This is a genomic window from Fictibacillus arsenicus (assembly GCF_001999465.1).
Classification (GTDB): Bacteria; Bacillota; Bacilli; order Bacillales; family Fictibacillaceae; genus Fictibacillus; species Fictibacillus arsenicus.
The window spans coordinates 601,712-628,590 of the sequence record NZ_MQMF01000001.1 but is presented as its reverse complement, the minus strand read 5'-3'; the positions used below and the strand labels follow the sequence as shown (position 1 = coordinate 628,590).

At 39.0% G+C, this 26,879-nt stretch carries 27 protein-coding genes, 1 pseudogene and 1 riboswitch; of the genes and pseudogenes, 26 read left to right on the top strand and 2 right to left on the bottom strand.

Going from position 1 to position 26,879, the window contains the following annotated elements; genetic code table 11:
• Positions 1 to 28: 28 nt before the first annotated feature.
• The 12 genes from UN64_RS03095 (at position 29) to UN64_RS03035 (ending at position 13,895) form a co-directional block, all read left to right on the top strand.
• The gene (locus tag UN64_RS03095) at positions 29 to 1,552 is read left to right on the top strand and encodes a spore germination protein (RefSeq protein ID WP_077359620.1); all 1,524 of its coding nucleotides are present in this window, start codon (positions 29 to 31) and stop codon (positions 1,550 to 1,552) included.
• On the top strand, positions 1,549 to 2,637 hold the full coding sequence (locus UN64_RS03090) for a Ger(x)C family spore germination protein (RefSeq protein ID WP_077359619.1): 1,089 nt from the start codon (positions 1,549 to 1,551) through the stop codon (positions 2,635 to 2,637). Before UN64_RS03095 ends, UN64_RS03090 begins: the two co-directional genes overlap by 4 nt.
• Before the next feature lie 438 nt (positions 2,638 to 3,075).
• Positions 3,076 to 3,936, top strand: a complete 861-nt coding sequence (locus UN64_RS03080) for a hypothetical protein (RefSeq protein ID WP_077359617.1) — start codon at positions 3,076 to 3,078, stop codon at positions 3,934 to 3,936.
• Positions 3,937 to 4,081: 145 nt separating this feature from the next.
• Entirely contained in the window at positions 4,082 to 5,167 is a 1,086-nt protein-coding gene (locus UN64_RS03075) for a copper resistance D family protein (protein WP_077359616.1), read from the top strand.
• Positions 5,168 to 5,188: 21 nt separating this feature from the next.
• Positions 5,189 to 5,440 (top strand): DUF2573 family protein, encoded by a 252-nt coding sequence (locus UN64_RS03070; RefSeq protein ID WP_077359615.1) that lies wholly within the window; start codon positions 5,189 to 5,191, stop codon positions 5,438 to 5,440.
• 170 nt (positions 5,441 to 5,610) lie between these two features.
• Positions 5,611 to 6,528: a proline dehydrogenase family protein gene (locus UN64_RS03065; protein ID WP_077359614.1), complete on the top strand. Its 918-nt coding sequence runs from the start codon at positions 5,611 to 5,613 to the stop codon at positions 6,526 to 6,528.
• 317 nt (positions 6,529 to 6,845) lie between these two features.
• Complete coding sequence (locus UN64_RS03060) at positions 6,846 to 9,242, top strand: 3-hydroxyacyl-CoA dehydrogenase NAD-binding domain-containing protein (RefSeq protein WP_077359613.1); 2,397 nt, start codon at positions 6,846 to 6,848, stop codon at positions 9,240 to 9,242.
• A 16-nt stretch (positions 9,243 to 9,258) separates the two neighbouring features.
• Positions 9,259 to 10,440 carry an acetyl-CoA C-acetyltransferase gene (locus UN64_RS03055; protein WP_077359612.1) on the top strand — a complete coding sequence of 394 codons (1,182 nt, stop codon included), beginning with the start codon at positions 9,259 to 9,261 and terminating at the stop codon, positions 10,438 to 10,440.
• 18 nt (positions 10,441 to 10,458) lie between these two features.
• A complete protein-coding gene (locus tag UN64_RS03050) occupies positions 10,459 to 12,243 on the top strand; it encodes an acyl-CoA dehydrogenase family protein (protein ID WP_077359611.1) in 1,785 nt (594 codons plus the stop codon).
• 531 nt (positions 12,244 to 12,774) lie between these two features.
• Positions 12,775 to 13,134 carry an arsenate reductase family protein gene (locus UN64_RS03045; protein ID WP_077359610.1) on the top strand — a complete coding sequence of 120 codons (360 nt, stop codon included), beginning with the start codon at positions 12,775 to 12,777 and terminating at the stop codon, positions 13,132 to 13,134.
• A gap of 73 nt (positions 13,135 to 13,207) precedes the next feature.
• Complete coding sequence (gene gcvH, locus UN64_RS03040; protein WP_077359609.1) at positions 13,208 to 13,594, top strand: glycine cleavage system protein GcvH; 387 nt, start codon at positions 13,208 to 13,210, stop codon at positions 13,592 to 13,594.
• Between the two features lie 64 nt (positions 13,595 to 13,658).
• On the top strand, positions 13,659 to 13,895 hold the full coding sequence (locus UN64_RS03035) for a YusG family protein (protein ID WP_077359608.1): 237 nt from the start codon (positions 13,659 to 13,661) through the stop codon (positions 13,893 to 13,895).
• Here UN64_RS03035 and UN64_RS20760 read toward each other — a convergent pair.
• Both UN64_RS20760 and UN64_RS03030 read right to left on the bottom strand, forming a co-directional pair.
• A complete protein-coding gene (locus tag UN64_RS20760; protein ID WP_171978780.1) occupies positions 13,892 to 14,044 on the bottom strand; it encodes a hypothetical protein in 153 nt (50 codons plus the stop codon). The genes UN64_RS03035 and UN64_RS20760 overlap by 4 nt on opposite strands.
• 296 nt (positions 14,045 to 14,340) lie before the next feature.
• Positions 14,341 to 14,637 (bottom strand): annotated as a pseudogene (locus UN64_RS03030) (KGG domain-containing protein); the annotation flags it as partial.
• A 252-nt stretch (positions 14,638 to 14,889) separates the two neighbouring features.
• Here UN64_RS03030 and UN64_RS03025 point away from each other — a divergent pair.
• From UN64_RS03025 to sufU, 14 genes are all read left to right on the top strand, one after another.
• Positions 14,890 to 15,237: a toprim domain-containing protein gene (locus UN64_RS03025; RefSeq protein ID WP_226535665.1), complete on the top strand. Its 348-nt coding sequence runs from the start codon at positions 14,890 to 14,892 to the stop codon at positions 15,235 to 15,237.
• Positions 15,238 to 15,597: 360 nt separating this feature from the next.
• Positions 15,598 to 15,939, top strand: a complete 342-nt coding sequence (locus UN64_RS03020) for a thioredoxin family protein (RefSeq protein ID WP_077359606.1) — start codon at positions 15,598 to 15,600, stop codon at positions 15,937 to 15,939.
• Between the two features lie 454 nt (positions 15,940 to 16,393).
• On the top strand, positions 16,394 to 17,149 hold the full coding sequence (sigI, locus tag UN64_RS03015; protein WP_226535661.1) for an RNA polymerase sigma-I factor: 756 nt from the start codon (positions 16,394 to 16,396) through the stop codon (positions 17,147 to 17,149).
• A gap of 87 nt (positions 17,150 to 17,236) precedes the next feature.
• Positions 17,237 to 18,346 (top strand): anti-sigma-I factor RsgI family protein, encoded by a 1,110-nt coding sequence (locus UN64_RS03010; RefSeq protein ID WP_077359605.1) that lies wholly within the window; start codon positions 17,237 to 17,239, stop codon positions 18,344 to 18,346.
• A gap of 128 nt (positions 18,347 to 18,474) precedes the next feature.
• On the top strand, positions 18,475 to 18,819 hold the full coding sequence (locus UN64_RS03005) for a hypothetical protein (protein WP_077359604.1): 345 nt from the start codon (positions 18,475 to 18,477) through the stop codon (positions 18,817 to 18,819).
• Positions 18,820 to 18,899: 80 nt separating this feature from the next.
• A riboswitch (SAM riboswitch) is annotated at positions 18,900 to 19,025 on the top strand.
• A 314-nt stretch (positions 19,026 to 19,339) separates the two neighbouring features.
• On the top strand, positions 19,340 to 20,365 hold the full coding sequence (locus tag UN64_RS03000) for a methionine ABC transporter ATP-binding protein (RefSeq protein ID WP_077361101.1): 1,026 nt from the start codon (positions 19,340 to 19,342) through the stop codon (positions 20,363 to 20,365).
• Positions 20,358 to 21,026, top strand: a complete 669-nt coding sequence (locus UN64_RS02995; RefSeq protein ID WP_077359603.1) for a methionine ABC transporter permease — start codon at positions 20,358 to 20,360, stop codon at positions 21,024 to 21,026. Before UN64_RS03000 ends, UN64_RS02995 begins: the two co-directional genes overlap by 8 nt.
• A 25-nt stretch (positions 21,027 to 21,051) precedes the next feature.
• Entirely contained in the window at positions 21,052 to 21,870 is an 819-nt protein-coding gene (locus tag UN64_RS02990) for a MetQ/NlpA family ABC transporter substrate-binding protein (RefSeq protein WP_077359602.1), read from the top strand.
• Positions 21,871 to 22,086: 216 nt separating this feature from the next.
• Positions 22,087 to 22,467, top strand: a complete 381-nt coding sequence (locus tag UN64_RS02985; RefSeq protein ID WP_077359601.1) for a carboxymuconolactone decarboxylase family protein — start codon at positions 22,087 to 22,089, stop codon at positions 22,465 to 22,467.
• A 246-nt stretch (positions 22,468 to 22,713) separates the two neighbouring features.
• A complete protein-coding gene (locus tag UN64_RS20755) occupies positions 22,714 to 22,866 on the top strand; it encodes a YuzK family famiily protein (protein ID WP_165389351.1) in 153 nt (50 codons plus the stop codon).
• Positions 22,867 to 23,106: 240 nt separating this feature from the next.
• Positions 23,107 to 23,892: a Fe-S cluster assembly ATPase SufC gene (sufC, locus tag UN64_RS02980; protein WP_077359600.1), complete on the top strand. Its 786-nt coding sequence runs from the start codon at positions 23,107 to 23,109 to the stop codon at positions 23,890 to 23,892.
• A 19-nt stretch (positions 23,893 to 23,911) separates the two neighbouring features.
• Complete coding sequence (gene sufD, locus UN64_RS02975; protein WP_077359599.1) at positions 23,912 to 25,210, top strand: Fe-S cluster assembly protein SufD; 1,299 nt, start codon at positions 23,912 to 23,914, stop codon at positions 25,208 to 25,210.
• 1 nt (position 25,211) lies between these two features.
• The gene (locus UN64_RS02970) at positions 25,212 to 26,432 is read left to right on the top strand and encodes a cysteine desulfurase (protein ID WP_077359598.1); all 1,221 of its coding nucleotides are present in this window, start codon (positions 25,212 to 25,214) and stop codon (positions 26,430 to 26,432) included.
• A complete protein-coding gene (gene sufU, locus UN64_RS02965; RefSeq protein WP_077359597.1) occupies positions 26,422 to 26,862 on the top strand; it encodes a Fe-S cluster assembly sulfur transfer protein SufU in 441 nt (146 codons plus the stop codon). The genes UN64_RS02970 and sufU overlap by 11 nt, the downstream gene beginning before the upstream one ends.
• The last annotated feature ends 17 nt before the right edge of the window (positions 26,863 to 26,879 follow it).

Sequence of the window (26,879 nt, the reverse complement as noted above, 5' to 3'; positions counted from 1 at the left end):
AAGGAAGAGAAAAGAGGTGACGGACATCATGATGAAATGGCTGAAAAAAAAGCCAAAAGAGCAGAGCCATACAATTGACTTGTCAAACAATACATATGCAAATATTGTGGAGCTTATTGATAATGCGAAAGACTCGGCAGACTTTATTCATTATCCTCAGAAAACGGTTCATCACAATGTGTATATCTCTTATTATAAAGCTATGATTGACGGTGAACTGCTGCATCGTGATTTTCTTCCTTACCTTATTCACAGCAAGGATTTCAAGGCTTTAAAAGACTTAAAAGATATTTTGCCGATTGAAAGTGTAACGATCACAAATGATATAAAAGAAATTCAGAACAAGCTTCTGCGAGGATTTATTGTCGTACAGTTCGGTGAATATGATGAAGAATGTGCTATTGTACGCGCTGAAAATTTTTCTACTAACCGTCCAGTGTCTGTTTCAGAAATTGAGTTTTCCGTTATCGGACCAAAAGAAGCTTTCATAGAAAACTTGGATAGCAACATCTATTTAATTAGAAGAAGACTGCCGGTACCCGAGCTTCGATTTAAAGAAATAATAATTGGCAAGTTTTCAAAAACCCGTGTAATTATTGCTTATTTAGAAGGAATAGCAGATAAAGAAAATATCAATACTGTCACTCAAAGGATAAAAGATATTGAGGCTGAAGTGATTCCAGACAGCTCATATTTGGAACAAATGATCTCTGACAACACAAAATCAGTATTCCCGCAACTTGTTACCACAGAACGTCCAGACCGGGTTGTTGCTATGCTGAATTATGGACAGGTAGCCATCCTTTCAGAAGGCTCACCTCAAGCATTGCTTGGTCCGACAGGAATTACAGAGTATTTTGTATCACCTGAAGATTATTATTTATCGTGGGTGCTTGGTTCACTCTTCCGGTTCATCCGGTTTATTTCTGTTATTTTTTCTACCTTCGCCACGCCTATTTACGTTGCTGTGTTAACGTTTCATTATCAGATGATTCCTAAAGATCTTCTTGCTCCTTTAATTTCATCACGTGTAAATATTCCATTTCCTCCCATATTAGAGGTATTATTTCTCGAGTTGACCATTGAGTTACTGAGGGAGGCGGGTGCACGTTTACCGACTAAGGTTGGTCAGACACTTGGTATTGTAGGAGGTATTGTAATCGGACAGGCATCGGTTGAGGCTGGATTGACAAGTAACATCTTGTTAATCATTGTATCGTTATCAGCTCTTGCTTCATTTACTACACCTATCTATAAAATGGCTAATACAATCCGTATATTGCGTTTCCCATTTATCTTTCTTGCAGCAATGTGGGGCGGGGTTGGGATCGTTCTTGCGATGAGTTTTATACTGGTTCACCTGTTAAGACTAGAATCACTCGGAAGACCATACATGGCACCGCTCTATCCGCCACGGCTTTTAGACATGACAGACACAGTAATCAGGCTTCCTTACAATAGGCTGTTAAAACGGCCAATAAGCCTAGGTACTCAGCTTCTGTCTAAAGACAAGATAAAAGAAATGAGAAAAAAGAAGGACATCGATGAATGATGAAAATAAAGAGTCTTTTCATAGTTTCTATTCTTTTTTTATTAATTGGCTGCGTACCAAAACAAATCATTGATGAAGTACAGCTCATTCATGCTATTGGCTTTGATGAGCTTTCTAATCAAAATATTAAAGGAACGATCACCTATCCTATCTTTGATCCAGATGGTACGGTTCGAGTTGAATCACTTTCAGATGTTTCACATACTAGCCGGTTTATTCGTTCAAAGCTAAACACAAAATCACCCAAAACGCTGTCTACAGGACAATTAAGAATCGTACTCTTTAACCACAAATTCGCAAAAAAAGGAATATTGGATATCGTTAACTCTCTTTACCGTGATCCTAACGTAGGGAATCGTTTATATTTATCAGTTGTTGAAGGCAGTGCCAACGAATTATTAACAACAAAATATACGGCTACACCTCTTCCTTCCATATATCTTATGGATTTGATCGAGCAAAATATTGAAAGTGAAAATCTCCCGAAAACAAATTTGCACGTTTTTCTCTACAGTTATTATGGAGAAGGAATTGATCCGTTTTTGCCAATCGTTAAAACAGAAAAAAAGGCAATGCGTCTAGAGGGCATCGCTCTTTTTAAGGATGATAAATATGCAGGCAAAATTAGCCACATTGAGTCTTTTGTATTTAAAGTTTTGGTCGATGGATCAAAAACCGGAAACTATGAAGTTGAACTGAAAAAAGGAAAACAAAAAGGCCATGCTGTTGTTCGCAATATTAAAGGAACTACCTCCTATAAAGTAAGAAAAGTAAATGGAGTCCCTGAATTCGATGTTAAGCTAAAAATTTTAGGGGAGATCCACGAATATCCTCCTTGGTTAAACTTAGAAGAGAAGCCGAATATAGACCTTGTTGAAAACACATTTAAAAAACATATTAATAAAGACGCCAAAAAAATAATCGCTAAGTTTCAAAGGTTAAATGTTGACCCGCTAGGATTTGGGGACCAGGTGAGACGGCGGGAAAAGAATTGGGATTTTAAAAGATTTCAGAAACAATACCCAGATATGAAGATAACCGTATCAACAGAAGTTGAAATCGTTGAATCGGGAGTAATTGAATAATGGAATTTGGTCAGCAGCTGTTTGTGACGCTGGTTTTCATTTTTTAAGGGTCTCTCATTCTCTTCTTTGACAAGTTGATTGAAGTGTAAGGTGCGAGACTCCTGCATGCCAACTACCTGAAAATACTTCTCGCAAATTACTACAAAGAGCATTTGAGAAATTCTTCATTGAATAGTTTATTGGAGCGGAAAGGCGAGACTCCAGCAGGATGAGTGGGACAGGTGAGACCATTCAATGTCGCGAGGCGACGAATGGGCTCACCGCACACCCTGCAAAAAGCGAGTTTAGATGCGGAAATAAACCTCTTTCAAAAGCATCAAGTATAGGAAAACAGCCTTTTAAAAACGCGGACAAAAAAACAGATCTCTTGCGAATAGTTATAAAGTTATTCCTATATAGAGATATAGAATAGCGAGAGTTTAAAGGGGGGCAATAACTTTGAAAATTACAGATGAGAAAATTAAACTTCGCAATCATTGGTTTAAAATTATTTTAATCAGTCTTTTTTCAATGGTCTTTATGTACAAAATTGCTGTAACTAAATTCACGTTTCATTTTTCTGATTTGCTGGCGTTTATTCTAGCCATCTTTGCAATCGGGATCTGCAGCATGTTTTATGTGAAAATAAATGAAGCACTTCAGGCTTTTTCAGCAGCCGGAAAATCATTACTGCCTGTTATGCATAAGAGCGTGACAGAAGAAGCAGAAGAGATGGCTGAACCAGAAGTTACATTAAATGAATCAGACAAAGAAGAGATGGAGCATCAATTATTAACGTTAGAAGAACAAGTGAAACGAATGAAACAAGTACAAAAAGAAATTACGAACAGATTAATTGATGAAGATCTTCATGAAGATGATAAGCGAGACTATATTGAATATCTCTTACAGAAAGAAAAAGAAATCATGCTGGCAAAACAAGAGATCGTACGAATTACTTCGTTGCTAGAACCAGAAGAAATGATTGAGGAAGAAGAATACGAAAATGATGAGCAGCAGCTGGAAGATATTCAAGACGAACAGTCGGTTCATACGGCCACTGCTAAAGATGTAGTACAGCTTTTAGGAAAAGAATTTGTCTTGAATGCAAGTCTGGAACAGTTCAACCATAAGATGAGAGAGATCCAGCATTCGATTACTTTAGAAACTGCTAACCACCTGAAGGAAGAGGGATTGATTGATCCATACTTTAATGTAACACGCAAAGGTTTAAAAGAATTTAGACGTGCTGCAAAGAAATTTAGTTATGAAGACGGTGTAAAGTTTCTATCGAAAGTCGTTCAAAGAGGAAATAGATAAATAAGAGCTGATTCATTAAAAAGCTGTTTTGCTTGAGTGAATCAGCTTTTTATTATGAATTCGCTATATTGTCAATCTTATTTTTTCGTCTTTTTCCAATCCCTGCTACAATAGATATAGATTTGTTGTGAAGGAGTTTATTTGTATGTTCATAGTTGCTAAGGCCATGCTGTATTTGTGTTTTTCTATTCTGATTGGTACATTTATACTTTATTCTGTCCAAAAAACAAAACGGCCTGAAGTTTATATAAAAAAACCATGGCTGCTGATGCTTATAGCCTTAGTACCTGTTTTCGGCATCGGAGAGCTTATGAGGCTTACTATTCATTTAGGAGAGGGGATCGGTTATTGGCTTACCTTTCAAAATATCGTTTTTAGTTTTGAAATAGGAAAAGGATGGCTTTTTTTAACCGGCATTTCGATATTATTATTTTTCATGGTCATGTTTAACGATGTAGGTGAAGAACGGTTCTTTGCAGGACTTTCTTTAATATTGTTAACAGGGATGGCACTATCCATCGGTTATGCAAGCCATGCGGCAAGTTTAGACTCATTAGGTATTTTTGCGCATTCTCTTCATTTCTTAGCTGTTACTGCATGGTCAGGTACCCTTCTTGCAGTTGGTTTTTTTAGCAAGGATAAGGGACCAGGGTTATCTTTTTATAAATGGTTTACACCTTTCGCGCTTGTTTGCCTTTTCATCGTAATCGGGGCTGGAATATGGCTGATGTCTTACATCGTACCTGAATATGTGAACGGGTATTTGCTGAATTATGGGCAAGCGTTATTGATAAAGCATATTTTGCTTTTTGTTGTTATCTTTTATAGTCTGATTAACGGTGTGTGGCTAAAAAAGAAGCTTAAAGATGGGGACGGCTCTTTTTCCTTAAAGAAATGGATCAGAGCAGAAGGCATCCTGTTGTTCTTTGTATTTGCAGCTACAGCTGTGATGAGTCAGCAGACTCCTCCGCATGATGTAGCGGAAACTCTCAAAATGGAGAAACCTTCGCCATTATTTTCGTTTATTACTGAATTGAATCCTGGGGACAATCCAATGTTGAGAATCGAAATGTCGCTGCTGAGCCTTGGATGGCTGTTTGCTTGTTTGATTCTTTTAACAGGAGTATTCATTGGCATTAAAAGAAAAATAGGGTTCCTGCCCGTGTTCGGCGGTTCTATTTTGGCTGCATGTTCACTTTACTTAGCGGTGATGTCATCACTATCCCTATAAAGAGAAAGTGAGGAGTTAATCTTGGATAAAAAACTTCAATCTCAGCTTGACGGGCTGATTGAAAAATATGCTGAACTTTTGATCGGCAAGACAGAACCAGAGCATGTTGAAATGGTAAAAGCTTATGTGTTGTATTCTAGTATTGCTAAAAGTATGCCGCCGCTAGCCAAGCACTGGAATGAGAGTTATCCTGATGCGAAAGAAGCGATGAAGGAATTGATCAGCGAAATTAAAAAGTTGAATGAAGAGCATCGTGAAACGAAAAATAAATAAGGAGGAAAACAGCAGTCATTTAGGCTGCTTTTTCTTTTGTCTTTTAAAAAATTTAAATTTTGCAAAATCGACAAACTTTGCAAAAAGAATGATATATTTAAAGCGGTTACATTGAAAATGAAATTAACCAAATTTATATAAATTAGAATGTGTAATAGGGGGCAATTAGATTGGAACAAGCAATGCGTAATTTTTTCTTATTTTTAGCTAAAAACAAGTCTATGACGAGCTTGGCTAAAAAGTATGGTCTGCGTTTTGGAGCAGCACGTTTTGTAGCAGGAGCAACACTTGAAAGCTCGATTTCAGCAATTAAAAAACTAAATGAAAAAGGTATGCCTGTTACGATCGATCATTTAGGTGAATTTGTAGATAGTGAACGTGAAGCTGCTGAAATGACAGAACACTGTATTCAAGCGATCAAAGCGATCGCAAAAGAGAAGCTTGATTCACAGCTTTCATTAAAAATGACTTCGATGGGATTAGACATCAGCGATGAACTGGTTCTTAGCAACATGAAAAAAATCATGGATGCAGCTGTAAAGCATAATGTATTTATCACGATTGATATGGAAGATTATTCTCGCTGTGAAAAAACATTGCAGATCTTTAAGCAGCTTAAAAAAGAATACGATAATATCTCAACTGTAATTCAGGCGTACCTTTACCGCTCATTAGAGGATGTTCAAAACCTTAATGAATATCAGCCTAACCTGCGTCTTGTTAAAGGTGCTTATAAAGAATCTCCTAAAGTGGCTTATCCTGAAAAAAGTGACGTGGATAACAACTTTAAAAAATTGATTGAGACTCATCTTTTAAACGGAAATTATACGGCAGTTGCCACTCATGATGATGAGATCATTCAGTATACAAAAGAACTTGTTGATAAGCACAACATTCCTTATGATCAATTCGAATTCCAGATGCTTTACGGTATTCGTGTTGAACGTCAGGATCAGCTGATGCAAGAAGGCTACAAGATGCGTATTTACGTACCTTACGGAAATGACTGGTATGGCTATTTCATGAGAAGACTTGCAGAAAGACCAGCAAACGTTATGTTTGTGCTAAAAGGTGTGTTCGGAAAGTAATTTAGTAAAATAGATTGTAAAAGAACTCTCTAAATGGGAGTTCTTTTTTTGTAAAGACTTTGTTGCTATTGATAGTAATTGATTTCCGTTCCAGGATGCTCGCTTTCCGCGGGGCGGGCGGTGAGCTAGATGATGTGATGCTGAAATGACAGGGGTCTGTCCCGGGACAGACCCCTGTCATTTTAGAAACTATTTAAAGAAATAGTTCAGAACTATTGCTAAAATTCTGAATATATTTTATATTGAATATAGGCTAATTAATTTTTTTATGGATAAAAAATGAATGAGTATTCATTCAATAAAGGGGGAAGTCTATTTTGTCTCGTCAAATCCGAAAAGCCGCTGTACTGGGTTCTGGTGTAATGGGATCGGGCATTGCTGCTCATCTAGCCAACGTCGGAATCCCAACCTTGTTATTGGATATTGTCCCGCCTTCTTTAAGTGAAGAAGAAAAAGCAAAGGGAATCACGGAAGATCACCCGGCATTCCGAAACAAATTTACCTTAACAGCAACACAAAAATTACTTAAACAAAAACCAGCCCCGCTTGCGGTGAAAGAAAACCTTGATTTAATTACAATTGGAAATTTAACAGACGATCTAGAGAAGCTGAAAGATGTAGACTGGATCATTGAGGTTGTCGTCGAACGTCTCGATGTTAAGCAAAAGCTTTTTGAAAAGGTTGACCTATACCGTAAGCCTGGAAGCATCGTAACATCTAATACATCTGGTATCTCCATTCATTCGATGGCTGAAGGCCGATCAGAAGATTTTAGATCTCATTTTTTAGGAACTCATTTTTTCAATCCTCCAAGATATTTAAAGTTGCTGGAGATCATTCCTACTGAAGACACAAAACCAGAAATCGTACAGTTTATTAGAAATTTTGGTGAGAACGTTCTTGGAAAAGGTGTAGTTGAAGCAAAAGATACACCGAACTTTATCGCGAACCGCATCGGCACATATGGACTTATGGTAACGATGCAAGAAATGATGAAACAAGGCTACACTGTCGGTGAAGTGGATTCTGTAACTGGACCTCTTATCGGCCGTCCAAAATCTGCAACGTTCAGAACGCTGGATGTCGTTGGTCTAGATACATTCCTTCATGTAGCAAGAAACGTTTACGAACAAGTGGACGGCAAGGAAAAAGAAGTTTTTGAGATTCCTGATTTTCTAAATGAAATGGTTGATAAAGGGTGGACAGGGAGCAAGAATGGCCAGGGCTTCTATTTAAAGCAAAGAAGCAAAACAGGCAGCGAAATTCTAGAGCTTGACCCTAAAACACTTGAATACAAGCCGCGTTCAAAGATGAAAACTGCAACCCTTGAAGCTGCTAAACAAATGAAAACAACGAACCAGAAAGTGAAAGCGCTTTTATATAGTGAAGACCGTGCAGGCAAGCTCCTTTGGGACATCATTAAACCTGTTCTTCTATATTCGGCAGAAAAATGCTATGAAATCGCGGACGATCTTGTAGCGATCGACCAGGCGATGAAATGGGGATTCGGCTGGGAACACGGACCGTTTGAGATTTGGGATGCAATCGGGCTCCCCGAATCAGTAGAAAGAATGAAATCTGAAGGAGAGACGATTCCGCAATGGGTGGAAGAACTGCTTCAATCAGAGAAAACATCATTCTACTCAAAAGCTGAAGGTGATGTGTCGTACTACCACAATGGAACTTATTTGCCTGTAGAAGAAAATAAGAAAGTAATTCACTTAAGCCGTCTTAAAGAAAAGGGCAATGTGATCACGAAAAATGGCGGAGCTACCTTGATCGATTTAGGAGATGATGTAGCGGGCTTAGAATTTACATCACCGAATAATGCGATCGGACCTGAAATCATAATGATGCTTCATCAGGCGATCGACGAAGTAGAGAAAAACTACAAAGGGCTTGTTATCGGAAACCAAGGGAAGAACTTCTGTGTTGGCGCAAATCTCATGCTCATTTTAATGGAAGCACAAGATGATAACTTCTTTGAACTCGATATGATGGTTCGCCAGTTCCAGCAAGCGATGGCAAGAGTGAGATACAGTTCAAAGCCTGTTATAGCTGCTAACTTCGGAATGACGCTCGGCGGCGGAGTTGAAGTATCATTGCCTGCTGCAAGATTGCAGATGTCTTCTGAAACTTACATGGGTCTCGTTGAAACTGGAGTCGGACTCATTCCTGGGGGAGGCGGAAACAAGGAGCTCTATATCCGTCTATTAGAACAGCTTCCGGAAGGTGCAAGAGGCGATTTGCAAAAGGTAGCGAATCAGGCATTTGAAACAATCGCGATGGCGAAAGTTTCAACATCAGCCCAAGAAGCTCGAAAACTAGGATTCTTAAGAAACGAAGACAATATCTCAGTTAATGGCGATCATCTTTTACATGATGCGAAAAGTCAGGTTATTGCACTTTCAGACCTTGGCTACAAAGCGCCTGTTAAAAAGAAGATTCCAGTGGTTGGGGAAGCTGGATATGCAACGCTTGCACTCGGTGCACAAACGATGCATTTCAGCCAGTACATTTCTGAACATGATTTAAAGATTGCTAAGAAACTAGCATTTGTTTTAGCAGGAGGAAGGGTGCCTGAAGGAACATTTTTAGATGAACAATATCTGCTTGATCTTGAAAGAGAAGCATTTTTAAGCCTTGCAGGGGAACCGAAGAGCCAGGCGAGAATGCAGCACATGCTTGTAAAAGGCAAGCCGTTAAGGAACTAAAGGGGGGAAGAAACGGATGTTAAAAGATGCAGTCATAGTAGCAGGTGCACGAACAGCTGTCGGGAAAGCGAAAAAAGGATCTTTTGCACATATGAGGCCGGATGAATTAGCGGCAGTAACGATTAAAGAAACACTGCAGCGTGCTGGAAATTACAATGGTCCGATCGATGACCTGATCATTGGATGTGCTGTTCCTGAAGCAGAACAAGGAATGAACATGGCTCGTTTGATCGGAGCACGTGCTGGTCTGCCTGAAACGGTACCGGCTATTACAATCAACCGGTTCTGTTCTTCGGGTCTGCAAAGTATTGCTTATGGGGCAGAAAAGATTATGCTTGGCGCTGCTGACGCTATCATTGCAGGCGGAGCAGAATCTATGAGTCTTGTACCTGTTGTTGGGCACGTCGTTAAACCAAATCCTTATTTGGTAGAAACAGTTCCTCAATATTATATGGGAATGGGACACACCGCTGAAGAAGTGGCTAGAAGATTCGGCGTTTCGCGTCAGGATCAGGATGAATTTGCAGTAAGAAGCCACCAAAAAGCTGCAGCGGCAATTAAAGAAGGAAAATTTAATGACGAGATCGTTCCGGTTTCCGTAATGAAGCGCTGGCTGGATGAACAATCGAAACTTGTTGAAAAAGAAATCGCGGTTTCTGTCGACGAAGGTGTTCGTCCTGATACTTCTTTAGAAGTGTTAGGCAAACTGCGCCCGGCATTTACTCCGACTGGTTCTGTAACAGCAGGAAACTCTTCGCAGACAAGTGATGGAGCAGCCTCTGTGTTAGTAATGAACAGAGAAAAAGCGATTGCAGAAGGATTAACACCTCTGCTGAAATTTCGTTCTTTTGCGGTGGCTGGTGTAGCACCGGACATTATGGGAGTCGGTCCTGTTGCTGCTATTCCAAAAGCATTGAAGATGGCAGGTCTGGAGCTATCAGATATTGGATTGTTTGAATTAAATGAAGCTTTTGCCTCGCAGGCCGTTCAGGTGATCCGTGAACTTAATCTGGATGAAAGCAAAGTAAACGTGAATGGCGGAGCAATTGCGCTTGGACATCCGCTTGGTTGCTCCGGAACGAAACTTACACTTACATTGCTTCACGAAATGAAGCGCCGAAATGAGCAGTTCGGTATTGTGACAATGTGTATCGGCGGCGGAATGGGTGCAGCAGGCGTATTTGAACTTGTTGGATAAAAAAGGAGGAGAATAATGATGTCAAACACAGCGGAAAAAGAGATTATCGGCGGAAGTTTTTTAATCGAAGACCTTGCTGCAGCAGATATTTACACACCGGAAGATTTTTCAGAAGAACACTTGATGATCGCAAAGACAACAGAAGACTTCGTTGCAAAAGAAGTGGTGCCGCAGCTTGAAAAGATGGAAGACCATGATTTTGAAGTATCACGCAAATTGCTTACAAAAGCAGGTGAACTTGGCCTTTTAGGAGCAGATGTCCCGGAAGAATACGGCGGACTTGGTCTAGATAAGATTTCATCATCACTGATCACTGAAAAATTTGCTCGTGGACGCGGGTTTTCAATTAGTTATGGAGCTCATGTAGGGATCGGTTCTCTTCCTATTGTTCTTTTTGGAAACGAAGAACAAAAGAATAAGTATCTGCCAGAGTTAGCAACTGGAGAAAAGATTGCAGCTTATGCTTTAACAGAGCCTGGTTCAGGGTCTGATGCGCTTGGTGCTAGAACAACGGCGAAGCTTAATGCTGAAGGTACTCACTATATTTTAAACGGTGAAAAGCAATGGATCACGAACTCTGCATTTGCTGATGTTTTCGTTGTATATGCTAAGATCGACGGCGAAAAATTCTCTGCTTTTATCGTTGAAAGAGGGTTCGAAGGCGTCTCTACTGGACCTGAAGAAAAGAAAATGGGTATCAAGAGTTCATCTACACGTACATTAATTTTGGAAGATGTGGCTGTACCAAAGGAAAATCTTTTATGGGAAGCTGGAAAAGGCCATTTGATCGCATTTAACATTCTAAATATCGGCCGATACAAGCTAGCTTTAGGTTGTGTAGGAGCTGCCAAACGTGCATTCGAAGTTTCTGTAAAATATGCAAACGAACGCCAGCAGTTCAAACGCAAGATCAGTTCTTTCAGCTTGATTCAAGAAAAGCTTGCAAACATGGCGATTTCGACTTTCGCATCTGAAAGCTCTGTTTACAGAACAGTAGGTCTTTTCGAAAACCGCTTAGGTGCACTTTCAGATGAGAAGCAAAAGGACGGACGTGAACTTGCAAAAGCAATTGCTGAATACGCGATCGAATGTTCACTGAATAAAGTATTTGCTTCTGAAACACTGGATTACGTAGTTGATGAAGGCGTTCAAATCCATGGCGGATACGGCTTCATGTCAGAATACGAGATCGAGGGAGCATACCGTGATTCCCGTATTAACCGTATTTTTGAGGGAACAAACGAGATCAACCGCTTGCTTGTTCCAGGTACACTCGTTAAAAAGGCGATGAAGAATGAACTGCCATTGATTCAAAAAGCAACTGCTCTTCAGCAAGAACTGATGATGCTTATGCCTGTAGAAGTCGGTACTGAACCACTGGATCAAGAAAAGTACTTAGTCTCTATGGCTAAGAAAATTTTCTTGATGACTGCTGGTCTTGCTGTCCAAAAATTTGGTCCTAAGCTTGAGCAGGAGCAAGAAGTATTAGCGAATCTTGCGGATATTATCAGCGAGATTTACAGCATGGAATCTGTACTGCTGCGTACGGAAAAAGCCATCAGTAAGTTTGGAGCAGAAAAGGCAAAACAAAAGCTTCTTTACACTGAAGTGTATTGCCAGGAAGCCTTCAACCGCATTGAAGCACATGCGAAGGAATCCATCATTGCTGTTGAAGAAGGGGATATGCTGCGCATGATGCTTTCTGCATTAAAGAAGCTGACACGCCATACGCCTGTGAATGTGATCAAGAAGAAGCGCGAAATCGCTGTATTGCTTCTTGAAGAAGAACGCTACGTTGTTTAATTAATTTTTATTTACGCCAACCTTCAAAAAAACCTTTTCCCTCTTGCTTTGCAGGAGGGACTTTTTTTATTTAAGGCTTTTTCGGTAAAGAAGTGGTTGATTTCCGCTCCAATTTTTAGTGGAAATGAGGTGATTCTACAAAAAACTAATTATATCAGGTTGACACAGCGTAAAGCGCTCAAATCAGGTACACTTTAGGGTGCCGAAACTGTTTTCAAATGATACCTACTAGGGTATTCAATCAAATCTAAGAGGGCGATTCCAGAAAAAATCAGCATCAATCCAGAAATTCGTTCAGTTTATCCACGAGATTTAGGTCGCAATCCAAAAATTTAAGGTATTTATCCGCGAGTTTACAACCATCGACAAATTCTGCGCCTCCATATACCCTCGCCCAATAATGGAACCCACCAAGAAAGCCACTCTGCTTCATGGTAGGGAAAGACTTATTATAGAATGAGTTTAAGTTGTGTAAAATTTCTTGTTTTATTGGTGACACTAGTTTGTGGTACTATGAAAAGGGGTGATATAATGCTACTGACAGTATACGAATATCCAAAATGCTCAACATGCCAAAAAGCAAAAAAATGGCTTAAAGAAAATGAAGTAGCCTTTCAGCCTGTACATATCGTGGACAACCCTCCGTCAAAGGAAGAACTTAAAGATTTAGTTCAAAAGAGCGGGTTGGAGATTAAAAAATTCTTTAATACAAGCGGCATGAAGTACCGTGAATTAGGTATGAAAGAGAAAATGAAAACGGCTTCAGATGACGAACTTCTTGAACTATTAGCATCTGATGGCATGCTGATCAAAAGGCCGATTGCAACAGATGGAAAAAATGTAACAGTGGGCTTTAAGGAAGAACAGTACGAAAACACTTGGAAAAAGTAAAATTGTTGCTGACTATGATAAAAATATTTATTGTAGTTACTATAAAAACAAAGAAAAGCTGGAGGGATTACACATGGAATTTCCAAAAGAGTTACGCTATTCAGAAGAGCACGAGTGGACTAAAACAGAAGACGGCAATAAAGTTCGTATCGGTATTACGGCATTTGCACAAGACGAACTTGGAGATATCGTGTTTGTTGAGCTTCCTGAAGTTGGAGATGAGCTTACAGCGGACGAGCCTTTCGGCAGTGTAGAATCTGTAAAAACAGTTTCTGAGCTATATGCTCCTGTATCAGGAAAAGTTGTAGAAGTAAATGCAGACCTTGATGACAGCCCAGAATTAGTTAACGAATCTCCATATGAGAAAGCATGGATGGTAGTTGTTGAACTTTCAGATTCCTCTGAGCTTGAAAAATTAATGACAGCTGAACAATATGAGGAATTAATTAAAGAAGATTAATGAAATTAATCTCTTCAGGAAAGAATAGGCTTATTGCTCATTTCTTTTTTGGAGGGATTTTTTTATGAACGATAGAAGAGATGTAACTTCACGAGTATTTGGCAAAATGAAGGGCGGCTCAATGTCGCTTTACCTCGATCAAAATGAGATCGGTCAGATTCGATTTACGAACCAAGGGAATATGTATGAAATGGCTGAGGGTTTTGAATTCGATGCAGACAAAATCTATAAACGCGAAAAGCCAGCTGAAATTCCTAATCCAACAAAATATGTAGACGAGTGCGATAAAGGCTGGTGCTAGCAAACGGATAGGATGATATTGAAATCATCCTCTTCTTTTGTTAAGGCTGTTTTCGCAAACTTTGTTGCTCTTTTAAGTAGTTGATTTCCGCTCCAGGTTGCTTCGCTTTCCGCGGGGCGTGCGGTGAGCCCCTTGCCGCTTTGCGCCATTAAGGGTCTCACCCGACCGCTCGTCCCGCAGGAGTCTTGCACCTTCCACTCCAATCAATTTTTCAATGATGAGAAAGAACAAAATTACTTAAAAGCAACAATTTTTTAGAAAAGAGCCTTTGTTAAAAATAGATTGGTGAAATTAAAGAGTAATTTGGTGAAATTAATGAGCGATTAGGCGAAATTAATTGTGCAATTCGTCAAATTATCCAAGAAAGTGGTCAAATTATCAGTACCTACCTTCAAATTAATTCAAAAAATCCCACGATTGAACCGTGACTAGACATTTACCGCCCAGCGGTTCCGCCTTTGGCACCGATGTTTTGATAAAAGCTCTTGTCATGGGTTTTCGAGGTGGCTTGTCCGCCTTTTTGTCCGATTTTTTGATAAAAATCTTTGTTATGTGATAGGGAAGTTGATTTCCCGCCTTTTCTGCCGATTTCTTGATAAAATGCTTCCTGATGAGTTTCTGCGGTTGATCTTCCCCCTTTTTTACCGATCTGCTGGTAAAATTCCTTGCCATGTGATTTTGAAGTCTTTTTTCCACCAAGACGTCCTGCCTCTGCTCTAGTCATTTTTTCTGTCATAGCCATTGGTAATCTCCTCCTTTTATACGAATTAAATTTCTCGATGTATTCCTTGATTAGCCTTTATGGAAGAGATTAAAACGCGATTGCACGCAATTAGGCCGATTAGCATACTGCTGTAAATTTGGGGTAGTAATATAGTAAAAAGGGGAATAGTAATAAAGAACATCTCTTGCAGGATTTTAATAATATAAAGCAAATATATATTTAAGCGATGCATTCATTTAATAGTTCTTCAATGTATAGGAGAGATGAGTAATGAATGGAAGCATGAATAAAGTAATCATTGTCGAAGGGAAATCAGATAAGGATAAGCTTTCTGCAATCTTAGATGAACCGGTTGAAATTATTTGTACGAATGGCACGTTAGGTTTAGATAAATTAGAAGAGCTTGCATTAGCAATTGAAGATCGAGATGTTTATATACTTGTGGATGCCGATGAAGCAGGTCATAAATTACGAAAACAGCTTCAGCGAGAGCTCCCGAATGCAGAGCATTTATATATTAATAAGATGTACAGAGAAGTTGCAACAACACCTCTTATGTACTTGGCGAAAGTATTAGTTGGTGCTCATTTTAATATTCACAAAAATTGTTTAGGATGAAATGATGCTATCTTCACATGAATTAAATATATCTTTGCAAATTAACTCCTCCCGAAAAGAAATTGACAAAAAAGGGAGGCTTGTTTCAATAGGTTGTAGGAAATCCTCTTATCCCCCATGCGTTTTCAACGTGTTTATTATAAAGGGAAAGGAGGATTTCTTTTTTAATTACAGGATTTAAAAAGGTGAAGTGATTCTTAAAAATGACACAAAAACAAAGCAAGCCGTTAACCATCATCTAAGAATTCGTGATATCCTTATTTCAGAATCGAAATAAAAATCACAATTGATGGAAGAAGGCGGCCATCTGGTGAAGATGATAGGCTGCTTCATACCATTTTATAAATAACGAGGTTATATATGAAAGAAATCAATAGAACGAATTGGGAACATATTATCGAGCAATCCATACATAAACCTTTCTTTCTCTACTTGGAAACACCATTATGCGGTACATGCAAGATGGGTAAAAAAATGATGGAAGTAGCCATAGAGACTGTTCGAGCTCAAAGAGGAATCAACCTGCAGACTGGAGTATGCAATATAAATGAGATGCCGGAACTTGCAGACCAATATGGAATCACGAGTGTCCCTTGTTTAATGGTTTTATCGAGAGGGATGGCAGTAAAAAAGATTTATGCTCTTCAATCGGCCGGAAATATTTATCATATGATGATGGATTTCTTAAATAAGGAAAAATAATTTGTAATAAAATGTGGGAAAAGCCCCATATTTCATTAAGGTTCTCTTAATTCTTTTGAAAAATGATTTTTTAGGGGGTTTTTCCTTAAGAAAAATATGGTAAATGAATGTCTCCTGCACACTTCTCTGTAACATAAAGAAGTGTGTATTTTTAATTCGAAAAATTAGTCAGACCTTGTCGGAATAAGGGGTTTTTAAGTTAGAGAGTTAGTTATCAGTTTTTTTCGTCTATTCAGTTATTTAACAAGAAAGTCACAAATGTTACGAGCCTTGTAATATTGTTATAGAACTGTATCCTACAAATGTCAAAAGTCGTGGTATAAATGAATAGGAGAGCTTGTTACATGTTTGCTCCCGAACGATTAGTGGTAAATAAGAATGATTTTACGAAAACAAAAAAAACGAAGACGAATGAAAGCAGAAGTAATTTTTTTAGCAGGGGTGATTGATAATCATGGCATCTTTAAATTTAAATGCAGTATTTCCTATAGCAAAGAACAAAATGACAAGCATAGAAGATAAAGTATTAACGATCCAGGAAAGAAATGATGAAAAATTAAGAAATGAACTGATTGGCGATTACCAGCCATTCATTAAAAAAGTTACATCAAAAGTGTGCAGTCAATATATAGATCGAACAATGGATGAGTTTAGTGTAGGTCTTTTTGCCTTTAATGAAGCGATAGATCAATATCAAGAAGGACAAGGAAGCCGCTTCTTATCCTTTGCAGATATGGTTATTAGACGACGTGTCATTGATTACATCCGTAAAGAAGTTCGTCAAAATCGATTAATTTTTCTTCAGCCGGATGAAGAAGACGAAGAAGGCCGTTTAGAAGAAAGCTATGCTGAACAAAAAGCAGCAATGGATCATTTTGAAGATCAGATCCAAGTAGAAAACCGTGTTTATGAAATAGAAGAATATCAAAAACTTTTAAAAACTTTTGGACTAAACTTTAAAGTTCTAAGCAAACATTGTCCAAAGCATGTGGACGCACGTGAAAATGCAAAAGAAATTGCTCGTCTTTTAGCAGAAAATGAAGAACTTGCCGCATTTTTAAAGGAAAAAAAGCAATTGCCGATAAAAGATTTATTAAATATGGTATCCTGTAGTCGTAAAACCATAGAGAGAAATCGAAAGTATATAATAGCGGTATCATTAATATATTTAGGCGATTTCCAAGCGCTGAAATCTTACATTCAGCCTTAAGGTGAGGTATACATGATTACACGGCAGGGGAATTACTCCTCTTGCCTGTAATTACTACTGATCCTGCAACTAGCGGGAGGGATACAATTGAAAAGCGGCAGCGGCATTGTAATAGAGGTTAACAACAGAAAAGCAACTTTGCTTATGAAAGATGGAACATTTGTAACATTACGAGTACCAGCAGGCAAAAATCCATCAGTGGGCAGAGAGTATCAGGCTTCTTATTTTTCGGAAAACAGAAAAAGAAGTCTTTTTGTGTTGCCATCCGTAGCCGCGATACTTGCTGTTGTTCTTTTATCAGGATTGATCCCGACTGGAACCCAGTCAGCAGCAGCGGCCTATGTAAGCTTTGATATTAATCCGAGCTTAGAAGTAGGCGTTAATGAGGAAATGCAGGTTATCCAAATAGATGCATTTAATGACGAAGCCAGAAACATCATAAAAAAATATAATTTGAATGTTGATAGGGATTTTTCATTTGAGAACTTTGCTGATCAACTAATAACAGCTTACGAAAAAGAAGGCTATATGAAAACCGAACACTCGATGCTCATTACAACAATTTCAAGTGAAGAAGGCAATGATAAAACTGAAGCAGCACTTGATAAAGCCGTAAATTCAATCGTGAAAAAAACTGTTGTAAAATACCCAGTCGCAATTACGGTATCAGAGTCTGATTCTGACACTCGTGAAAAAGCAAAAAAGCTTGGAGTGTCTCCAGGAAAATATAAAGCATTCCAAACCGCAAACATAAACGGCAAGACTTTAAAAGAAGAAAAAATAAAAGAAGTCAATTTCCAAGAGCTTAAAGTGAATACTTTATCCTCTAATGACATAAAAAGCATACCACATCCAAGAAAAATTAAAACTGACGCTAATGAAAGTAAGAAGGAATTAAAGATAGCTGTGCCTAAAAAAGCAGTCAGTAAACAAAAAGAAGTTAAAAAGCTCAAAGAGAATCATCACAATCAAGACAATCACCACAACAAGAAACAAGAAAAATTAGTACAGCCTAAAGAAAAAAAGTTAAATAACGATGGTAAAAAGCATCAAAATCGTCCTTTTAACAGCAATAAACAAAAGAATAATGGACAACATAACCGAAACCCGGACAAACATCACAAGAAAAATCAGCAGGATCGCAATAAACAGGGTAATAATAAACAGGATCGCGACAAACATAGAAACAAACATTAGCACTAAATATGGTTTATAGTGTCGGAAATACAAAAACGAATTTTCCAGACTGTCGAACACTTTATAAAGGTAAACAATAAGCTCCTCTCGAAAAAGGTGAAGTAACAACCTATTCGGGGGGATTTTATATGCTGGATGTCACCTTCTTTGAAAGACAGATTGGAAAAAGTCCATATTTGCCATTGTATAACATTCCGGTTAAACCTAGATTTAGTTTAAATGATGAAACCACATTGAGGATCGATTACAGTGAAGGTGAACGTAATCGCATCGTCGTTTTCAAAGGGAATCCTAAGTATCTGTCAATGATGCTAGAGGGGAAAATGAAGCTTACAACACTCCTTCGACAAGAGATGATCGAATTTCACGGAACGTTAAGGCAGCGGCTGAAATGGGAAGCTATATTTTACTTAAGTTCTCATTGGGAACAAATATCTGCAGGCATATTGATTAAAAGTGTTAAAAATGTTTGACACGAATCGACAGTGGTGATATTATTCTTCACAGTGATTCAAAAAAAATGCAACGCTTTAACTTAATAACGCAACGCTTTAACTTATCACGAGAGGTGGAGGGACTGGCCCTATGAAACCCGGCAACCGCTAGTTGTATGTGTCGTACATACTGACTAGAAAGGTGCCAATTCCTGCAAGGCATTAAATGTCTTGGGAGATGAGGAGAACGAGCATAGAATATTATATGCCTTTCTGCTCATATTGAAGCAGAAGGGCATTTTTTATTTAGCTGTTTTCGTAAACTTTGTTGCTTTTGAAAGTAGTTGATTTCCGTTTCAGGATGCTCGCTTTCCGAGGGGCGTGCGGTGAGCCTCCTTTACGCTTTGCGAAATTAGGAGTCTCACCTGTCCCGATGATCCCGCAGGAGTCTCGCACCTTGCACTCCAATCAACTGGTCAATGAAGAGCCATTAAGCGACAACTTTTTGAAAAGAGGCTTTAATATAACGAATTACGTACTAGGAAATGAGGTTAGTTCTTTGATTAATTTACATTCAGTCCGTAAAGTCTTTCAAACCAAAGATGGTGAAGTTAAGGCTGTTGATACGGTAGATTTAAACATAAAACAAGGTGAAATTTACGGCATTATTGGGTACAGCGGAGCAGGTAAAAGTACTCTGATCCGAATTCTCAATATGCTGGAAAGACCGACAAGCGGTACGGTTACCATCGGCGGAAAAAATATGTCTGAGCTATCTTCAAAAAAACTAAGAGAAGCTAGACAGGAAATAAGTATGATATTTCAGCACTTCAACCTTTTATGGTCAAGAACCGTTAGAGAGAACATTGCTTTCCCGTTAGAAATTGCAGGATATCCGAAAGACAAAATTAAGAAGCGTGTGGACGAGCTGATTGATCTAGTCGGATTAGAAGGCAGAGGCGGCTCGTACCCTTCACAGCTCAGCGGAGGTCAAAAACAGCGTGTTGGTATTGCGAGAGCACTTGCTAATAATCCGAAAGTTTTATTATGTGATGAAGCGACTTCAGCACTTGATCCAAAAACAACGGACAGCATTTTAGATCTTTTAGTAGAAATTAATCAGAAGTTAGGTTTAACCATTGTGTTGATCACTCATGAAATGCATGTTATACGAAAGATCTGTCACCGCGTTGCGGTAATGGAAAAAGGAAAAGTTGTTGAAGAAGGCGATGTGCTGAACGTCTTTAAAAATCCTAAAGAATCCATTACGAAGGATTTTGTAAAACAGGTTACAGAACCAGAAGAAACAGTGGATACAATTAAGCAGTTTATAGAGGAGTTCCCTGAGGGCAGAATTGTTCAGCTTACATTTGTGGGAGGGCGTGCTGGCCAGCCTTTAATCACAGAGCTGATTCGTAATTTTGAAGTGGATGTTAATATCCTGCAGGGTAAAATTACTCAAACTCAAAATGGTCCATACGGTACGTTGTTTATCCAAATTAAAGGTTCTGAAGCGGCACTTTCTAACGCTATGGAATTTTTAAATAGTGTTCAGGTAGAAGTTGAGGTGATTCATAATGCTTAGTTCATGGTTCACAAACGTTCAGTGGGATGTTGTTTTAGAAGCAACGAAAGAGACTTTATATATGTCAGCTATTTCAGTACTTGTAACATTCGTTTTAGGTCTCGCTCTTGGGCTTGCATTATATTTAACAGCTCCCGGCAACCTATGGGAAAACAAATTCTTAAATAGCATCATTGCAATTATTGTAAATGTGTTCCGGTCTATTCCGTTTATTATATTAATCATTTTGCTGATTCCTTTTACGCGCTTTATTGTAGGAACAATGCTTGGAGCAGAAGCAGCATTGCCGGCTTTAATTGTCGGAGCAGCTCCGTTTTACGCACGTATGGTTGAGATTGCTTTGAGAGAAATTAATAAAGGAGTAATTGAAGCAGCGAAATCAATGGGTGCCACAAACACTCAAATAATTTTTAAAGTCCTTATTCCTGAAAGCACTCCAGCACTTGTTTCTGGTATTACCGTCACTGCGATTGCTCTTGTAAGCTACACAGCAATGGCTGGTGTAGTTGGAGCAGGTGGACTTGGAAACCTTGCTTATATGGAAGGCTACCAGCGGGATAATGCAGATGTAACTTTAGTTTCAACTGTTCTGATCTTGGTCATCGTATTTGTTATTCAATGGATAGGAGATCGATTCACAACAGCTTTAGATAAAAGATAAGCACAAACAACAAGGAGGAAATCACATGAAAAAAGTATTTTCTATTATTTTGCTTGCTGTAGTTGTTGCAGCTCTAGCAGCTTGCGGCAATAAAACTGAAGGCGGCATCAGCGACGAAAAACTGATCGTCGGGGCATCAAACGTACCACATGCTGAAATTCTTGAAGAAGCAAAACCACTTCTTAAAGAAAAAGGTGTAGAGCTTGAGATTAAAACGTTCCAGGATTATGTACTTCCAAACAAATCTTTAGATGAAAAAGAAATCGGAGCAAACTACTTCCAGCACGTTCCTTATTTAGAATCACAAATGAAAGACCATGGCTATAAATTTGAAAACGCAGGCGGCATCCACATTGAGCCGATCGGTGTTTATTCTAAAAAGTATAAGTCACTAGATGAATTGCCAGAAGGCGCTACAATCATCATGTCTAACTCAGTAGCTGACCATGGGCGTATGCTTGGTCTTTTAGAAAAAGAAGGCTTAATTAAGGTAAAAGAAGGCGCTGGTACTGAAGCGCAAGTTAAAGATATTGTAGAAAATCCAAAAAAATTAAAGTTTAAAGCAGACGTTGATGCAGGAATGCTTCCAAAAGCATATAAAAACGGTGAAGGCGATGCAGTACTGATCAACACTAACTATGCGATTGATGCAGGTCTTAATCCTCAAAAAGACGCTATTGCAATTGAAGGCTCAGATTCTCCATTCGTAAACATCATTGCAGTGCGTGAAGGAGATAAAGATAAGAAATCTATTAAAGCTCTAGTTGAAGTATTGCGTTCAAAAGAAATTCAAGATTTCATTGAAAAGAAATACGAAGGTGCAGTAGTGCCTGTAACTAAATAAATGAATGAAGGGTGTCTCCGCATGAGTAGGCACTCTTTTTGTTTTGTCTTTTTCAGACGGCCCTATAAATGGATTAAAATGGAAAGATGTGTGATGAAGACGTATTTTTATGTGATCGTGTATTTCTTTAAAGAATCCTTTCTCCTTACATATCAGCCACAAAAATAACCCATACTAATCCTGTTTACTAAAACGTGACAGGAGTGTAGCGACGACATGAAACAAGAAGACCAACAGATGCCAGGATCAAACTCTGCACAGTACCACCTTATCCGGTATAAAGAAGGTTTAGGAAAATATAACGAAAATATGCCTGAATTAACGCATGCATACAATGAATTTACGCGCCACTGTTTCAAGGAAGGCGAAATTTCCGAAAAATATAAACAGCTTATTGCACTGGGAATCAGTATTTATTCTCAAGATGAGTATTGCATCATTTATCATACAAAGGGATGTCTGGATCAAGGATGTTCTGAAAATGAAATCTTGGAAGCTGTAGGCGTTTCTGCCGCATTTGGCGGTGGAGCAGCTATGAGCCAGGGAGTAACCCTTGTTCAGGAATGTATTAAAGAGCTAAATAAACCACGCCATTAAATTTTCCATACATTAACAGGTTTTATTCATGTTTAAAAAGGTAATGGAAGTAATGTAGCGGATTCAGCAGGATTCTAAAGGGATGTTTATAGTCTATAGATGAAAGCACGCATTACCCTTTCACAAAACTTTGCATTGCATCACATGCAGGTTGTGGATCTGATGAGTTGCTGATAAGCTATAACTATCTAAACTCGAAAGGATTGATTCATTATCCACCCCATAAAAATAAAGCATACATCTGAAATGGAAAAAGCAATGCACCAATCACATGGTTGCGGTTTTGCAGAGTATGAAAGGGACTTGGAGAAGCGGTTAGATGTTGAGAAAGACCGTGAAAAGGAATATAAAAAAGGTTTAGAAGTAGCGGCTGATGCAACTAGAAATCATACGCCGTAAAGATAGGGAATAAAAACAAAAGGCTGACTCAAAAGGTGAAATTATGCCTAATGAGTTAGCCTTTTTTCGAATTTCACAACTAAACAAGGTATTATATGAACACAATGTTAAAGTTCATGGCTCGTTCCCTTGAACATACTTTTCATTTGTTATAAGATTAGAATGAGAATAAATTGAGAATGGCTATTTGATGCCTTACTTCAAAAATCTTAAGAATGATTTCTTAATGGAGGTTGTATTATGTCAGCACCTAATTTAAAGATTGAAGATCTTCGTGTATCGATTGAAGATAAAGAGATTATTAAAGGTTTAGATCTCGAAATAAATGGTGGAGAAATCCATGCAATCATGGGGCCGAACGGAACAGGTAAGTCTACTCTTTCTGCAGCGTTAATGGGGCACCCGAAATACGAAGTAACATCAGGGAAGGTTACATTCAATGGTGAAGACCTTTTAGAAATGGAAGTTGATGAGCGTGCACAAGCTGGTCTATTCCTAGCTATGCAATATCCATCAGAAGTAAGCGGTATTACGAATGCAGACTTCCTTCGTTCTGCAATTAATGCAAAGCGTGAAGAAGGCGACGAAATTTCACTAATGAAGTTCATCCGTGAGTTAGACAAGAAGATGGATCACCTTGAAATGGATAACGCTTTCGCTCACCGTTACTTAAACGAAGGATTCTCTGGCGGAGAAAAGAAGCGTAACGAAATTCTGCAAATGATGATGCTTGAGCCGAAATTAGCAATCCTTGATGAAATCGACTCAGGACTAGATATCGATGCTCTTAAAGTAGTAGCAAAAGGTGTTAATGAAATGCGCAGTCCTGATTTCGGATGCTTAATCATTACTCACTACCAGCGTTTATTGAACTACATTACACCAGACAAAGTACACGTAATGATGCAAGGCCGTATTGTGAAATCTGGAGGACCTGAACTCGCTCAGCGCCTTGAAGCTGAAGGTTATGACTGGATTAAAGAAGAGTTAGGTATTAAAGACGAAACTGTCGGTCAAGAAGCGTAAGCAATAAGGGGGACTATACATGTCAGTTGATACGAGCCTAAGATTTGATAAGGACTACGTAAACGGTTTTTCAAGCAGCAGACAGGAACCCGCTTGGCTGCAGGAGCTTCGTTTGCAGGCATTGGAATTGGCTCAAAATCTGCCAATGCCTAAACCGGATAAAACAAAGATTGATAAATGGAACTTTACAGATTTCAAACATGAAGCAACGGGAAATGCTGTAGCTTTCAATGAACTTCCAGAAGACGTTAAAGCATTGATTGGTTCTGAAGAAGATGCGAAAAACGTTCTTGTTATCCATAACGGTACACCAGTGTATTTTGCATTGGAGCAAGAAGTTAAAGACCAAGGAGTTATTTACACGGATCTCTTAACAGCTGCAAAAGAACATGAAGACTTAGTTAAAAAGTACATCATGAAAGCAGTTGCTGTTGATGAAAACCGTTTAACAGCATTGCATGCAACATTATTTTTGAACGGTGCGTTTCTTTACGTTCCTAAAAATGTAGAACTGTCTGCACCGATTCAAGCTGTTTATTATCAAGATAATGAAGCAGCACTGTTTAACCATGTAATTCTTGCAGCAGAAGATAACAGCTCAGTAACTTATGTAGAAAATTACCTTTCTACTAACGATAATACGGAGTCAGCAGCAAACATCGTTTCTGAAGTATATGCAGGCGCTGGTGCGAAAGTGGTTTATGGAGCAGTGGATAACCTTGCAAAAGGAATGACAACTTACGTGAACCGCAGAGGCAGTGCAGAAAAAGATGCTCGAATCGAGTGGGCGCTCGGTCAGTTTAATGACGGAAATACCGTTTCTGATAACACGACACACCTTATTGGAGATGGATCATTTACTGATACGAAAACTGTTACGATTGGACGCGGAGATCAAAAGCAAAACTTCGTTGCGCAAATCTTTAACCACGGAAAACATTCTGAAGGTTACATTTTGACTCACGGGGTAATGAAAGATAATGCAAGCTCTATTTTTAACGGTATTACAAAAATTGAGCACGGCGCTACAAAATCTCATGGTGAGCAGACAGAACGTGTTCTTATGTTAAGTGAAAAAGCACGCGGTGATGCTAATCCGATTCTTTTAATTGATGAAGATGACGTTACAGCAGGGCATGCTGCATCTGTAGGCCGAATCGATCCGCTGCAAATGTTTTATCTAATGAGCCGCGGAATTTCGAAAGCGGAAGCAGAACGTCTTATCATTCATGGATTCTTGGCACCAGTTGTTAGCCAAATGCCTTTAGAATCTGTTAAAAATCGTCTAGTAGAGGTTATTGAAAGGAAAGTGCGCTAACATGAGTGCAAAGGAATGGAGAAAGCTGTTTCCTATCCTCGATCAGGAAGTTAACGGCAAACCTCTTGTCTACCTTGACAGCGCAGCCACTTCACAAAAACCGATACAAGTTATAGAAGCTTTAGATAAGTACTATAAGGAATATAATTCGAATGTTCACCGCGGTGTGCATACTCTTGGAACTCGTGCAACTGATGGATACGAAGGAGCACGTGAAAAAGTTCGCCGTTTTATCGGTGCTAAATCAACGCAAGAGATTATTTTCACACGCGGAACAACTACCGCAATAAATACTGTTGCAAGAAGCTATGGAATGGCAAACCTTTCAGAAGGTGATGAGATTGTGATTACTCCCATGGAGCATCACAGCAACATCATCCCATGGCAGCAAGTTGCGAAAGTGACTGGAGCAACGCTAAAATACATTCCTTTACAGCCAGATGGGACGATTGATCTCCAAGATGTTGAAAAAACGGTAACAGAGCATACTAAAATTGTCTCAGTTATGCAGGTTTCTAACGTGTTGGGAACAATCAATCCAATTAAAGAGATCGCAGCGATCGCTCATAAGAACGGTGCTGTGATGGTAGTTGACGGTGCTCAAAGTGCTCCGCATATGAAAGTGGATGTCCAAGATCTTGACTGTGATTTCTTTGCTTTCTCTGCTCACAAAATGTGCGGACCAACAGGCATTGGTGTTCTATACGGGAAAAAAGCACTTCTTAATAAAATGGAACCAGTGGAATTCGGCGGAGAGATGATCGATTTTGTTGGTTTGCAGGAATCAACGTGGAAAGAGCTTCCTTGGAAGTTTGAAGGCGGTACTCCTATTATCGCAGGCGCGATTGGGTTAGGTGCAGCAATCGATTTTCTCGAAGACATCGGATTGGATAACATTTTAAAACTAGAGCATGAACTGGCTGATTATGCGATGGAACGATTATCTGAACTTGATGGAGTTACGATTTTTGGACCTAAGCATCGCGCTGGTCTTGTAACCTTTAACCTGGACGATGTGCATCCGCATGATGTAGCTACAGTCCTTGATTCGGAAGGGATTGCTGTCCGTGCCGGCCACCATTGTGCACAGCCGCTTATGAAATGGCTTGATGTAACAGCGACAGCTCGTGCAAGCTTTTACCTGTATAACACTGAAGATGACGTCGATGCTTTCATAAAAGGACTCACAACAGCAAAGGAGTATTTCGGTCATGTCTTCTAATTTAGATCAGCTTTACCGGCAAGTCATTATGGACCATTACAAAAATCCCCGCAATAAAGGGATTTTAGAAGATGGTGCCTTAAACATTAATATGAATAACCCGACATGCGGCGACCGTATCCAGCTTACTTTAAAAGTAGAAGATGGAAAGATCGAGTCTGCTAAATTTGACGGTGAAGGATGTTCCATCAGTCTGGCATCAGCATCAATGATGACGCAAGCAGTAAAAGGACTTCCAGTCGAAGATGCTTTAAAACTTGCTAAGGTCTTTTATGATATGATGTTAGGGAACGACTATGACGATGCATCCTATGATCTAGGTGACATCGAGGCTCTTCAAGGAGTTTCAAAATTTCCTGCCCGCATTAAGTGTGCTACACTCGCATGGAAGGCGATGGAACAGGGAGTAGGAAAAAAAGAGGAAGAGTAAGTTTCTCTTGATATTGA